Source organism: Pontibacter sp. JAM-7 (assembly GCF_048548695.2).
GTDB lineage: Bacteria > Pseudomonadota > Gammaproteobacteria > Pseudomonadales > Balneatricaceae > Neptuniibacter.
The window spans coordinates 1-13,458 of record NZ_JBLYIF020000003.1 but is presented as its reverse complement, the minus strand read 5'-3'; the positions used below and the strand labels follow the sequence as shown (position 1 = coordinate 13,458).

The following is a 13,458-nucleotide window of genomic DNA, read 5'->3' as shown; positions in this document are numbered from 1 at the left end:
GGCGCAAATAGTAACTGCGTTATCAGGAAGTTTCAAGCAGTTGCAGGGCTTTTTCCACATCAGCGGCCAACTGCTGGCACAGGCCAGAAACTTCTGTTTCATCCTCACCTTCTACCATCACCCGCACAACCGGTTCGGTGCCAGACGGCCGCAACAGCACGCGCCCTCTGCTACCCAACTGCTGCTCAGCTGCCGCCACGGCTTCATCAATCGCGGTCACACCAGACAGTTCAACTTTGGACTGCAGCCGCACATTGATCATTTTCTGTGGCAGCTTGGTCATGCCGCTGCGTAATTCCGCCAGAGTATTGCCGGTTTCACTCATACCCTTAAGCACCTGCAGGGCGGCGACAATGCCATCTCCCGTCGAGGTCAAATGGCGACAAACCAAGTGTCCCGAGCTTTCACCGCCCAGCTGCCACCCTTTATCTGTCAGGGCTTCCATGACATAACGGTCGCCTACCTTGGCACGAACAAACGGAATCTGCTCGCGCAATAAGGCCTGTTCAAGGCCGAAATTGGACATCAACGTGCCCACTACACCGCCCCGAAAAGAACCCTCACGGATCAATTGCGAAACAATGACATACAGCAGCTCATCACCGTCGACTTCTGCCCCCGTATGATCCACCATGATCACCCGATCACCGTCACCATCCAACGCAATACCCAGATCAGCCTCTTCAGCCAACACACGGCTTTGCAATAATGCCGTTGACGTCGCACCACAGGCTTCGTTGATATTGAGCCCATCCGGTGAGGACGCTATCTCGATAACCTGCGCACCCAGCTCACGGAGTACCGCCGGAGCCACGTGATAGGTCGCCCCATTCGCACAGTCCAGCACCAGCTTTAAACCTCTCAGGTTAATACCGCCAGCGGTGGCTTTGCAGAATTCGATATAGCGCCCTGCCGCATCGGTAATCCGTCGCGCCTTACCCAACTTGGCTGGGTCAACGGTAGTCATAGCAAGATCCAGCTGCGCTTCAATCGCATGCTCAATCTCATCTGGCAATTTAGTGCCCTGCGCAGAGAAAAACTTGATGCCATTATCATCAAATGGATTATGCGAAGCACTGATCACAATACCGGCATCAGCCCTGAACGTACGTGCCAAATACGCAACAGCCGGGGTTGGCATCGGCCCGGTTAGCAGTACATCAACCCCTGCAGCGGACAACCCTGCCTCAAGGGCGGATTCGAACATGTAGCCCGAAATGCGGGTATCCTTACCAATCAGGATCTTGCTCTGACCCTCTCGGGCAAAAACACGACCCGCGGCCCAGCCAAGCTTGAGCATAAAATCAGGCGTAACCGGGAACTGACCGACCTTACCGCGAATACCATCAGTGCCAAAATAACGCTTACTCATCCATTTTCCCCTATCTGCTCCCGCATCACCGCTTCGGCCATGCGCACTGCATCCATTGTAGCTGCCACATCATGTACTCTGATAATTCGAGCGCCTTTCATGACAGCCATCACCGCTGTTGCCACACTACCGATGATCCGTTGTTCAACCGGCTTATTTAATACCTGTCCAATCATGCTTTTCCGGGACGTACCGACCAGTAACGGCAAACCCAGACCATGCAGGCGCTCTAACTGATTTAACAACCGCAAGTTATGTTCGATTGTTTTACCAAAACCGAAACCCGGATCCAGCAGCAACCGGCTGCGGTCAATACCAGCCATTTCACAGCGCACAATCTGATCTAACAAAAATTGCTCTACGGCATCCAGCACATCCACATACTCAGGCTTATCCTGCATATCTTGCGGTGTACCCTGCATATGCATCAGGCACACCGGCAAGCCCGTTACCGCTGCAGCCTGCAACGCACCCGGCCGCTGCAATGCCCTGACATCATTGATCAATCCAGCGCCCGCCGCTGCCGCTGCGGTCATAACTTCCGGACTACTGGTATCCACCGAGATCACTACCTCCAACGAGGCAGCAATGCGTTCCACCATGGGGATCACCCGATCCAACTCTTCCTGAACCGATACCACTACAGCTCCCGGACGGGTAGATTCACCACCGATATCGACCAGCGAGGCACCTTCAGCCACCATTTTTTCAGCATGCGTTAATGCCTGATCCATCACGAGATCAGTAGCATGGAAAAACTGGCCACCATCAGAAAAAGAATCGGGGGTCACATTAAGAATGCCCATAACCTGTGGGCGATCGAGCTGCAATTGACGGGAGCCGCACAGCAGCGAGGAAGCAGTATTCATGCAGTCAACGGGCTTGAATTGGGCGTTAAAAGAAAGGCTGGCCATTAGGCCAGCCTGACAATCTTGACTAGATTAGTGCGCGGGACGGTCTGAAGCACCCTGCACATCATCTGCAGCAGGCTGTTCCGGCTCAGAAACCGGTTCTGCTTCGGCTTTCAATCCCTGGTCATCGCCTTTATCGCTGTCATCGTTCCAGCCCTGCGGATCAGATACCGGCTCACGCGCCATAAGCTGATCAATCTGGCTGCTGTCGATGGTTTCATATTTCATCAGCGCTTCAGCCATCGTTTCCAGAATATCCCGGTTATCTTCCAGTAACTGCTGGGCTTGAGCGTAGCAGTTGTCGATAATCTTGCGGGTTTCCGAATCAATACGACTATGGGTTTCCGGCGACAACTGCTTAGCACCCTGACCATAACCACGGTTAAACGGATCACTCTCTTCTTCGTCATACAGCAATGGACCCAGCTCATCGGTCAGGCCCCACTTGGCTACCATATTTCGAGCAAACGAGGTAGCACGCTGAATGTCATTCGAAGCCCCCGTGGTCACACCCTCTTTACCAAGGGTCAGCTCTTCAGCGATACGGCCACCGTAAAGCGAACAGATATTCGAAATAATCGACTGCCGACTATGGCTGTAACGATCTTCTTCCGGCAGGAACATGGTCACACCCAATGCTCGGCCACGGGGGATGATCGATACTTTGTATACCGGGTCATGCTCTGGCATCAAACGACCCACAATCGCATGACCGGCTTCATGATAAGCCGTATTCAACCGTTCTTTATAAGACATCACCATGGATTTTCGCTCAGCACCCATCATGATCTTATCTTTGGCTTTCTCAAACTGATCCATCGCCACCAGACGGCGGTTTTCACGGGCCGCAAACAGGGCAGCCTCGTTGACCAGGTTTGCCAGGTCGGCACCGGAAAATCCTGGTGTACCACGCGCAATCAGCTCTGGCTTCACATCATCACCCAGCGGCACCTTGCGCATATGCACTTTGAGAATCTGCTCACGTCCACGGATATCCGGCAAGCCGACATGCACTTGGCGGTCAAATCGACCCGGACGCAACAGCGCAGGGTCCAACACGTCCGGCCGGTTGGTTGCAGCTATCACTATGACGCCTTCGGTACCCTCGAAACCATCCATCTCAACCAGGAGCTGGTTAAGGGTCTGTTCGCGCTCATCATTACCCCCACCCATGCCAACACCACGATGACGGCCGACCGCATCAATCTCATCAATAAAGATGATGCAAGGCGCATTCTTTTTCGCCTGTTCAAACATGTCTCGCACACGGGAAGCACCCACACCAACAAACATCTCAACAAAGTCGGAGCCGGAAATACTGAAAAACGGTACTTTAGCTTCACCGGCAATCGCTTTTGCCAACAGGGTTTTACCGGTACCCGGACTGCCCGCCATCAGGACACCGCGCGGGATATGACCACCCAGGCGCTGAAATTTGCCAGGGTCACGTAGGAAGTCGACCAGTTCACGCACATCCTCTTTGGCTTCTTCAACACCCGCCACATCATCGAAGGTGGTTTTGATCTGGTCCTCAGACATCATCCGTGCTTTGGACTTACCAAAGGACATAGGGCCGCCCTTGCCACCGCCGCCCTGCATCTGGCGCATAAAAAACATAAATACCGCGATAATGACCAAGATCGGGAACGATGCAACCAGTAACTGGGTCCAGATGCTTTGCTGTTCCGGCTGCTTACCTTCAATGGTGACATTATGGTTGATAAGATCATCCACCAGTTTCGGATCCTGCAACGCAGGGCGAATGGTTTCAAAAGGCTCACCATCGGCGCGCTGGCCACGAATGACATAACCGTCAACAACGACCTTGCTGATCCGATCTGCCTGAACTTCAGTGACAAAATCGGAGTAACTGAGTCGCTGCGTGTCCGTGCTTTCATTGAAGTTGTTGAACACAGTCAGCAAAACCGCTGCGATCACCAGCCACAACACCAGATTCTTTGCCATGTCATTCAATTGAATACCCTCAAAAATATAAATTCCGTTGCCAATACAGCGGAAAAATCACCCGACAAAAACGGGATGCCTGCAAACTCAGGCGTATATGTACAGCTTAACCTTTAAAACCCTTTGCTAACAGATAGACTTCCCGGGAACGTGCCCTCGAAGCATCCGGTTTGCGGGTCATTACTTTGCTGAACGACTGTCTTAATTCAGCAAGGTATTGATCAAAGCCTTCTCCCTGAAACACCTTAGCCAGAAAGGTACCTCCAGGTTTTAAAACTTGACGCGCCATATCTAGCGCCAGCTCAACCAGATACATCGCTGCTGGCTGATCTATAGCGGACATACCACTCATATTGGGGGCCATATCCGAAATTACAAGATCTGCCGGCGCATCACCCAAGGCTAATAGTATTTGCTCTAATACTGCTTCTTCAGTGAAGTCCCCTTGAATGAACTCCACCCCAGCCATCGAATCCATCGGCAAAATATCCGACGCCACTACACGCCCCTTCTCGCCCACTTTTTCCGCGGCTATTTGTGACCATCCGCCCGGCGCAGCCCCCAGATCAACCACCGTCATACCTGAACGAAACAAATGATCTTTATCGTTCATTTCCAGCAGTTTAAAGCTGGCACGGGAACGATAGCCTTCCTGCTTTGATTTTTTGACGTAGTGATCGTCGAAATGTTCCTTCAACCAGCGTTCACTGCTAACTGATTTTGCCACGGCGGCCTCTCACATTTGATAATAGGATGAAAACTACTCAGCTTGCGCCAAGTCAGGTAGAATCGCGCCATTCCGCGCTACTAACGCGCCCGTAACTGAGGCACTATTTTAATATGAGCTTGAAGCCCGAGCAAAAGAAGCACTTTCGCACCATTGGCCATGGCCTGAATCCCATTGTAACCGTTGCCAGCAAAGGCCTGACCGAAGCCGTTCAGCTAGAAACCGATCGGGCGCTGGAAGATCATGAACTCATCAAAGTAAAGTTCGCCGTTGGCGACCGTACCGTGAAAAAAACCATGATCCGCGAGCTGTGCGATATTGTTGAAGCAGAATTGGTACAGGAGATCGGCAATATTGCCCTGATCTACCGCAAGGCCCTGAAGCCCAACCCCAAATTATCTAACCTGCAACGTGAATCCTAATAAAAAAACCGGCCTCAGAGCCGGTTTTTTTATTAGTGATTGCTAGCCTACTGACTCAGATATGCTCGACCGAATCGATCTCATATTCGGTTGCACCACCTGGCGTCTGGATACAGACCACATCCCCCTCTTCTTTACCCACAAGGCCACGTGCAATAGGAGAATTGACGGATATTTTATTTTGCTTAATATCCGCCTCATCATCACCCACGATCTGATAAGTTTTAGTCTCATCCGTATCCAGATTTAAAATCGTAACGGTCGTACCAAAAATCACCTTCCCCGTGTGCGCCATCGACTTCACATCAATGACGTGGCAATTTGACAGCTTGCTTTCCAAATCCTGAATTCGGCCTTCGATAAAGCCCTGCTGCTCTCGGGCAGCGTGGTATTCAGCATTTTCTTTCAGATCGCCATGCTCTCGAGCCTCAGCAATAGCCGCAATAACTCGCGGTCTATCATCTGACTTTAAACGATCCAATTCAGCTCTGAGTGCAGCCTCTCCAGCTACAGTCATAGGTACTCGGCTCACATCAAACTCCCAGATCCTGCAAACGCCGGACCTCTTTTTCTTCACCATATTGCAGCGCCATCACGGTGGCTTCAGCCCCCGCCAGTGTAGTGCTGTAAGGCACTTTATGCTGTAACGCGCTGCGACGAATTTCCGCAGAATCAGAGATCGCCTTACGGCCTTCAGTCGTATTCACTACATAAGCAATCTCATCATTCTTGATCATGTCGATGATATTCGGACGACCTTCCATCACCTTGTTGACCAAATCAACCTGCAGGCCATTTTCTTTCAGCAGGTTAGCCGTGCCGCGGGTTGCCACCAGACTAAAGCCCAGTTCTACCATATCTTTTGCCAGCTGCACTGCGGCGGGCTTATCAACCTCGCGAACAGAGATGAAGGCACGGCCTGGTTGTGGCATTTTTTCACCAGCCCCAACCTGGGCCTTCATAAATGCCTCACCAAACGTTTCACCAACCCCCATCACCTCACCGGTAGATTTCATCTCCGGAGACAAGATTGGGTCAACACCCTGGAATTTATTAAACGGGAATACCGCTTCTTTCACGTTAAACAGCTTAGGCACGATTTCTTCTGTGAAACCAACCTCTTCTAACGTTTTACCGGTCATTACCAGCGCCGCGATTTTAGCCAGTGATACGCCTATGCACTTAGAAACAAAAGGCACGGTACGTGACGCACGCGGATTCACTTCAATGACATAGATCTCACCATCCTGGTATGCCAGTTGAGTATTCATCAGACCGATCACACCCAGTTCCAGCGCCATCTTGCGAACCATCTCACGCATTTCATCCTGCACGTCCTGCGGCAGGCTATATGGTGGCAGCGAGCACGCCGAGTCACCGGAGTGAACACCAGCCTGCTCAATATGCTGCATAATCGCGCCAATCACGACTGTTTTACCATCACACACCGCATCAATATCAACTTCAACGGCGGCATTCAGGAAGTGATCCAGCAGCACGGGAGCATCATTCGAGACCTGTACAGCACTGGTCATATACCGGCGCAGCTCAGTTTCTTTGTATACGATTTCCATCGCTCGCCCGCCCAATACGTAAGATGGACGCACAACCAGAGGATAACCCAGCTTTCCGGCTTCGATGACCGCCTGCTCCAACGAGCGAACAGTGGCATTTTCAGGCTGTTTCAGGCCCAAACGTTTCAGCATCTGCTGGAACTGTTCACGGTCTTCTGCCCGATCAATAGACTCTGGACTGGTACCAATAATAGGCACTCCCGCCTCATCCAGCGCCACGGCCAGCTTAAGCGGCGTCTGACCACCGTACTGCACGATGACACCTTTTGGCTTCTCGATGTTGACGATTTCCAGCACATCTTCCAGCGTAATCGGCTCAAAGAACAAACGGTCCGACGTATCATAGTCAGTCGAGACTGTTTCCGGGTTACAGTTAACCATGATGGTTTCAAACCCGTCTTCACGTGCAGCTAGCGCAGCATGGACACAACAATAGTCAAATTCGATACCCTGGCCAATTCGGTTAGGTCCACCACCGATAACCATGATTTTGTCACGATCTGACGGATTCGCTTCACACTCTTCTTCATAGGTGGAGTACATGTATGCGGTATCAGTCGCGAACTCTGCAGCACAGGTATCAACGCGCTTATAAACCGGGCGTACACCCTTACCATGACGGTACTTACGGAACTGTTTCTCGCTAACACCCAGCAGAGTTGCCAGACGCGCATCGGAGAAACCTTTGCGTTTCAGACGATATACCTGATCCCGATCGAGGTCAGACAGGGCCATTTCTGTTACGCGCTGCTCATCTTTAATCAGGTCTTCAATCTGCACCAGGAACCATGGATCAATGCCAGAGAGTTCATACAGCTCTTCAACACTCATGCCCAATCGGAAGGCGTCACCGACATACCAGATACGCTCGGCGCCAGGCTGCTTCAACTCACGCACGATATCAGCGCGCACATCTTCGCTGTCCAGGTCCACAATTGAATCCAGGCCCGTGGCACCTACTTCCAGACCACGTAAGGCTTTCTGCAGAGATTCTTGCTGCGTGCGGCCAATTGCCATGACTTCACCCACTGATTTCATCTGTGTGGTCAGGCGATCATTGGCTTGCGGGAATTTCTCAAAGGTAAAACGAGGAATTTTAGTAACGACGTAATCAATAGCAGGCTCAAACGATGCCGGAGTACGCCCACCGGTAATATCGTTTTTAAGCTCATCCAAGGTATAACCCACCGCCAGCTTCGCAGCGACTTTGGCAATCGGGAAGCCCGTCGCCTTTGACGCCAGGGCCGAAGACCGGGATACACGGGGATTCATTTCAATCACTACCATGCGGCCATCTTCAGGGTTAACGCCAAACTGAACGTTCGAACCACCTGTTTCTACACCGATTTCACGCAGCACCGCCAAGGAGGCGTCACGCATGATCTGATACTCTTTATCGGTCAGAGTCTGAGCCGGTGCCACCGTAATGGAGTCACCCGTGTGAACCCCCATGGCATCAAAGTTTTCGATAGCACAGATGATGATGCAGTTGTCGTTTTTATCACGCACAACCTCCATCTCATACTCTTTCCAGCCAATCAGCGATTCATCAATCAACAGCTCAGTGGTCGGTGACAGCTCCAGGCCACGTTCGCAGATCTCAACAAACTCTTCACGGTTATAGGCAATACCCCCGCCCGAGCCACCCATAGTGAAAGATGGACGAATAATGGCCGGAAAACCGATAGAATCCAGCACTTGCAGCGCTTCTTCCATGCTATGAGCAATTGCAGCACGAGGACACGCCAAGCCGATATTTCTCATCGCCTTGTCAAACCGGTCGCGGTCTTCAGCCTTATCAATGGTATCGGCATTGGCGCCAATCATTTCTACGCCAAATTTCTCCAATACGCCTTCGCGCTCAAGATCCAAAGCACAGTTCAGTGCAGTCTGACCACCCATTGTCGGCAGCAAAGCCTCAGGGCGTTCCTTTTCGATGATTTTAGCAACCGTTCTCCAGTTGATCGGCTCAATATAGGTTGCATCAGCCATGACCGGATCGGTCATAATCGTCGCCGGATTGGAATTAACCAAAATGACCCGGTAACCCTCTTCACGCAGCGCCTTACAGGCCTGAGCACCGGAATAATCAAACTCACAAGCCTGACCAATTACAATCGGTCCGGCACCCAAAATCAGTATGCTTTTAATGTCCGTGCGTTTTGGCATCGTATAAACCAGTCGTATCAATGACTGCGTACGCAAAGCGCCGCAGTTAAATCAATTCAATTTCATTTACAGGTGTACTTAGACACCTTTGGCTGCAGCCATGTCTCGAATAAAGCGATCAAACAATGGCGCAACATCACGCGGTCCCGGGCTGGCTTCTGGGTGGCCCTGGAAGCTAAATGCTGGGCGATCAGTACGCTCAATACCTTGCAGAGACTCATCGAACAGTGACTTATGGGTCGCTCGAAGCGTCGCAGGCAGGGAAGTCTCATCTACCGCAAAGCCGTGGTTCTGCGACGTGATCATTACCTGCTTGTTATCCAAATCCTGTACCGGGTGGTTGGCACCATGGTGGCCAAACTTCATCTTCACGGTCTGCGCACCTGATGCCAGAGCCAGCAGCTGGTGCCCCAGGCAGATACCGAACACAGGTACCGGAGTGGTGCAAATCTCTTGAATCGCCTGGATTGCATAATCACAGGGTTCTGGATCACCAGGGCCGTTAGAAAGAAACACACCGTCGGGGTTGAGAGCCAATACGTCGGCTGCTGGGGTCTGTGCTGGAACTACCGTGATACGACAGCCCCGCTCAACCAGCATACGTAAAATATTACGTTTAACACCAAAATCATACGCCACCACATGATACGGCAGGTCAGCATCCGCTTTCTCAGCGTGACCTTCACCCAGCACCCATGTACTGGAACGCCAGTAATAAGACTGCTCGGTGCTGACCACTTTTGCCAGATCCATGCCCTTAAGGCCCGGAAAAGCCTTGGCTGCCGCCAACGCCTTATCTTCATCGATGTCACCGGCCATGATACAGCCATTCTGCGCACCTTTTTCGCGCAAAATGCGTGTCAACTTGCGAGTATCGATATCAGCAATACCAACAATATTGTTGTCTTTCAGGTATTGATCGAGGTCCTTTTCATTGCGGAAGTTACTCGCGGTCAATGGCAGATCACGAATAACCAGACCGGCAACCCAGGTACGAGAAGACTCTTCATCTTCACTATTCGTGCCTACATTACCTATATGGGGATATGTCAGAGTGACTATCTGCTGACAGTAGGAAGGATCGGTCAGGATTTCCTGATAACCGGTCATTGAGGTGTTAAACACCACTTCACCACTGGACAGACCGTCAGCACCAATGGAGGTGCCTCTGAAAATACTGCCATCTTCAAGTACAAGAATGGCTGGCCTCGTCAATTGAACCTCCCCCGCATGCGCGAAACTGACTGAATATTGGATACGATACGTGCAAAAAAGCGAGGTAAAACCCGGGATTTCACCTCGCTCTTTCGTCTAATAAATCTGTCTTAAGATTTGCCGCAGACAAACCGGCTGCATTCTATTCTAATGCCCCCAATATGTCCATTACGCATCCGCAATAATCCGTGAAACATAACTGTAACTGTTTTGTAGTGGAATATCCCATTATCTGATCAGATCCAGCAGGCCAGACCGCACATGAAAATCACCACCATCAGCCGATTAACCTCCGGCGCTTTTATTCTTCTTATCCTTATCCTTGCCATCGCTCTGGTGAGTTCGTTAAAGACAATTGATCAGTCTTTCAAACTGCGTGATGCCTATGATCACTACCTGATTCAGGTTGAAAAACAGCTATCTGACCCTGTTGCCGAGTATCTACTGACCGGTGATGCCTCTTTACTCCTCACATTGGAACAGAATATTCAACAGCTGAAAGCACTCACAGCAACGACACTACCCGACAAGGCCAAACAACAGACAACCGAACTACTCACCTCCTTCCAGAGCGAACTTCTACCCAAGCTGAGAGCGGTTGGTAAACTGACCAATCCGCAGCAGCTATTGATTCAGAACGAGCAGGAGTTGAATGCGTTATTCCGCAGTCTGGGCGAATATACTGAAGCCGCACTTCCAGCCCGACCCGCACTATTCAAGAATTACAACCAAGCGATTTCCGCTGCCCTTGCCATCCAGTTACAGATTGCACACCAACGCCAGGACTATTTCCTGACACAGAAACCTCCGCTATTGGATGATATTCAAACGTTGCTGGAAGTGCAGGAAGCACATATTCAAACATTGAACACACTGCCTCGACTGGGTATTTACCTCAAAAACCAGGATGATAATGATCTGGCTGATTTATTAGGTTTTGACAACGACAATACTCAACCAGAGCAGCAAACTGAACAGGGTGACAACCTGATCAGCGAAATGCTCAGCCTCACTCGCCGCTACCCCAAAGAACTGGGCAATGCCAGCCAGCTTATCCAGCAACAAAACAAAACCCGCTCTACCACGCAAACGGCAGTTGAAGAGATTCATCAGGCAATCAGCATCGTGTCTGACATGATCTCGCAGCACTATCAGGACACGGTACATACAATCTATTATCAGCTAGCAGCATGCCTGGCGCTGGTACTCATTATCTGCCTTTCAGTCAATGCAGTGCAGCAAACACTCGCCCGCATCCTGATGGATACCAGCGCATTTATTCATCGCCTTGCCACCGGCCATTTCAGTGAAAAACCACAATTAAAGTCCAATATTGAAGAAGTCATCCAGCTGAATACATCAATCAATCAGCTACAGACATTCTTCGCAAACCTGTTAGCTGAAATAAATACGGAAACTACCCACCTATCAGAACTGCGAGAGAGCAGTTTGAAAGAAGCCAACGCGCTTGCAGAAAACGCTACCCGACAGGAACAGTTCAGTACGTCGACGGCTACCCAGGTTGTACAGTTAACCGCTTCGTTTAAAGAAGTAGCTGCCCGCGCCGCAGATACGCATATAGCGACAGAAAATGTATTAAGACTTGCACAGCAAGGGTTCAATTGCGTGGTATCAACCAGTGACGCATTACATAACCTTAATCATGAAATCTGCGTGACAGGTAAGGCAATGACAGCACTTCAACATGATTCAAATGCGATACAGAATGTTCTTGAAATAATTCAGGAATTTGCCGAACAAACCAATCTGCTTGCGCTAAATGCCGCTATCGAAGCAGCCCGCGCCGGGGACAGCGGCAGAGGTTTTGCTGTTGTTGCAGATGAAGTACGCAATCTGGCAGCCAAAACCACCCATTCGGCCACTGAGATCCAACAGATAATCCGCAGCCTTGCCGCTACAACAACGACAGCGATGAAGACCATACAGCAACAGGAAAAGAGCGCTGGACAGAGTGCAGAACTTGCACAGCACGCGATGATAACAATTGAAGAGATTAAAAAAGCTGTCAGTGAAGTAAATGACATGAATACGCTGATCGCAAGTTCAACAGAAGAACAGGCGATGGTGACTACAGATATCTCAAAAGCAATCGAATATAACCTCAGTGGAACCGAACAAATTACAACGGCCGCAACCACTAACCAAAGTCATGCAAATCAGCTGGCGGTATCAAGTAACCGCTTGACCAATCTTATAAAGCAATTGCATTAACGCAACTACGCCAGAATGAAGGCACGCACCTTCTCCGGCAGGGGTACCGATTTCTCCGTACGATGATCTATCCAGACAACTTTAGCGTAACCCTCAGCCACCGGCGCCACATTATCTTTACTACTGAACACCTTATAGCGCGTCATAAAACTTGAACGACCGGGCTCCTCCACATAGCAGTCAATACGTAGCGTATCCGGATACACAACTGCCTTCAGGAAAGTACAGCCAACCTGAATCACAACCGGCGCCATCCCATCAGGGTCCATAACCACACCCATTTCAGCAATTAACTGCACGCGGGCCTCTTCAAGATAACGCAGATACAGCGCGTTATTCACATGACCATAGGCATCCATATCCCCCCAGCGCACAGCCAGCTCACATGAATATAGCTGCCTGCCTTTTTCACTTGTCATAAAAAAATCTCCTATTCAATATCGTTAAAACAATAGGCCTCATATGCACATGTGTGAATAGCGTTTGAGGTCAAATCATTAACCAATCAAGACACAGTTGCAGAAAAGCAGACGGGAAACGCCACATGATTTTTTATTTTGAGCAACAAAAAAACCCCAACCGCGTCAGCGATTGGGGGTCTTTAATGTTAGGTGCTTGGCGATGACCTACTCTCACATGGGGAAACCCCACACTACCATCGGCGATGTTGCGTTTCACGTCTGAGTTCGGGATGGATTCAGGTGGTTCCACAACTCTATGGTCGCCAAGCAAAACTGGTTGCCTTAGATGTATTCAGTACATCCAGGCCTTGGATTCGATTCACCGCTCTCGCATATATAGATTCTTCTCTGACTCGTAAGCTCTACATGCACTCAACTCGCTTACTCTCTATCTCTACAAGCCATTCCCA

General features: G+C 50.4%; 10 protein-coding genes and 1 rRNA gene. 2 read left to right on the top strand and 9 right to left on the bottom strand.

Annotation, left to right across the window (positions count from 1 at the left end):
- Window positions 1–22 precede the first annotated feature (22 nt).
- From glmM to rlmE, 4 genes are all read right to left on the bottom strand, one after another.
- Window positions 23–1,372, bottom strand: a complete 1,350-nt coding sequence (gene glmM / locus ACFVYJ_RS04510; RefSeq protein WP_419413852.1) for a phosphoglucosamine mutase — start codon at window positions 1,370–1,372, stop codon at window positions 23–25.
- The gene (folP, locus tag ACFVYJ_RS04505; RefSeq protein WP_419413851.1) at window positions 1,369–2,241 is read right to left on the bottom strand and encodes a dihydropteroate synthase; all 873 of its coding nucleotides are present in this window, start codon (window positions 2,239–2,241) and stop codon (window positions 1,369–1,371) included. The genes glmM and folP overlap by 4 nt, the downstream gene beginning before the upstream one ends.
- Before the next feature lie 72 nt (window positions 2,242–2,313).
- Window positions 2,314–4,248, bottom strand: coding sequence for an ATP-dependent zinc metalloprotease FtsH (gene ftsH / locus ACFVYJ_RS04500; RefSeq protein WP_419413850.1), 1,935 nt, complete (start codon window positions 4,246–4,248; stop codon window positions 2,314–2,316).
- A 106-nt stretch (window positions 4,249–4,354) separates the two neighbouring features.
- Window positions 4,355–4,975, bottom strand: a complete 621-nt coding sequence (gene rlmE, locus ACFVYJ_RS04495) for a 23S rRNA (uridine(2552)-2'-O)-methyltransferase RlmE (protein WP_419413849.1) — start codon at window positions 4,973–4,975, stop codon at window positions 4,355–4,357.
- 113 nt (window positions 4,976–5,088) lie between these two features.
- Between rlmE and ACFVYJ_RS04490 the strand changes: the two genes are divergently transcribed.
- Window positions 5,089–5,397, top strand: coding sequence for a YhbY family RNA-binding protein (locus ACFVYJ_RS04490; protein ID WP_419413848.1), 309 nt, complete (start codon window positions 5,089–5,091; stop codon window positions 5,395–5,397).
- Between the two features lie 55 nt (window positions 5,398–5,452).
- Here ACFVYJ_RS04490 and greA read toward each other — a convergent pair whose 3' ends face one another.
- The 3 genes from greA to carA all read right to left on the bottom strand — a co-directional run bounded on the left by greA (window position 5,453) and on the right by carA (window position 10,355).
- Window positions 5,453–5,929 (bottom strand): transcription elongation factor GreA, encoded by a 477-nt coding sequence (gene greA / locus ACFVYJ_RS04485; protein ID WP_419413847.1) that lies wholly within the window; start codon window positions 5,927–5,929, stop codon window positions 5,453–5,455.
- 1 nt (window position 5,930) lies between these two features.
- Window positions 5,931–9,140: a carbamoyl-phosphate synthase large subunit gene (carB, locus tag ACFVYJ_RS04480; protein WP_419413846.1), complete on the bottom strand. Its 3,210-nt coding sequence runs from the start codon at window positions 9,138–9,140 to the stop codon at window positions 5,931–5,933.
- 78 nt (window positions 9,141–9,218) lie between these two features.
- Entirely contained in the window at window positions 9,219–10,355 is a 1,137-nt protein-coding gene (carA, locus tag ACFVYJ_RS04475) for a glutamine-hydrolyzing carbamoyl-phosphate synthase small subunit (RefSeq protein WP_419413845.1), read from the bottom strand.
- A gap of 261 nt (window positions 10,356–10,616) precedes the next feature.
- Between carA and ACFVYJ_RS04470 the strand changes: the two genes are divergently transcribed.
- Entirely contained in the window at window positions 10,617–12,587 is a 1,971-nt protein-coding gene (locus ACFVYJ_RS04470; protein WP_419413844.1) for a methyl-accepting chemotaxis protein, read from the top strand.
- 5 nt (window positions 12,588–12,592) lie between these two features.
- On the opposite strand, the gene ACFVYJ_RS04465 is transcribed toward ACFVYJ_RS04470, so the two are convergent.
- Both ACFVYJ_RS04465 and rrf read right to left on the bottom strand, forming a co-directional pair.
- The gene (locus ACFVYJ_RS04465; RefSeq protein ID WP_419413843.1) at window positions 12,593–13,006 is read right to left on the bottom strand and encodes an acyl-CoA thioesterase; all 414 of its coding nucleotides are present in this window, start codon (window positions 13,004–13,006) and stop codon (window positions 12,593–12,595) included.
- A 194-nt stretch (window positions 13,007–13,200) separates the two neighbouring features.
- A 5S ribosomal RNA gene (rrf, locus tag ACFVYJ_RS04460) occupies window positions 13,201–13,316 on the bottom strand.
- Between the last annotated feature and the right edge of the window lie 142 nt (window positions 13,317–13,458).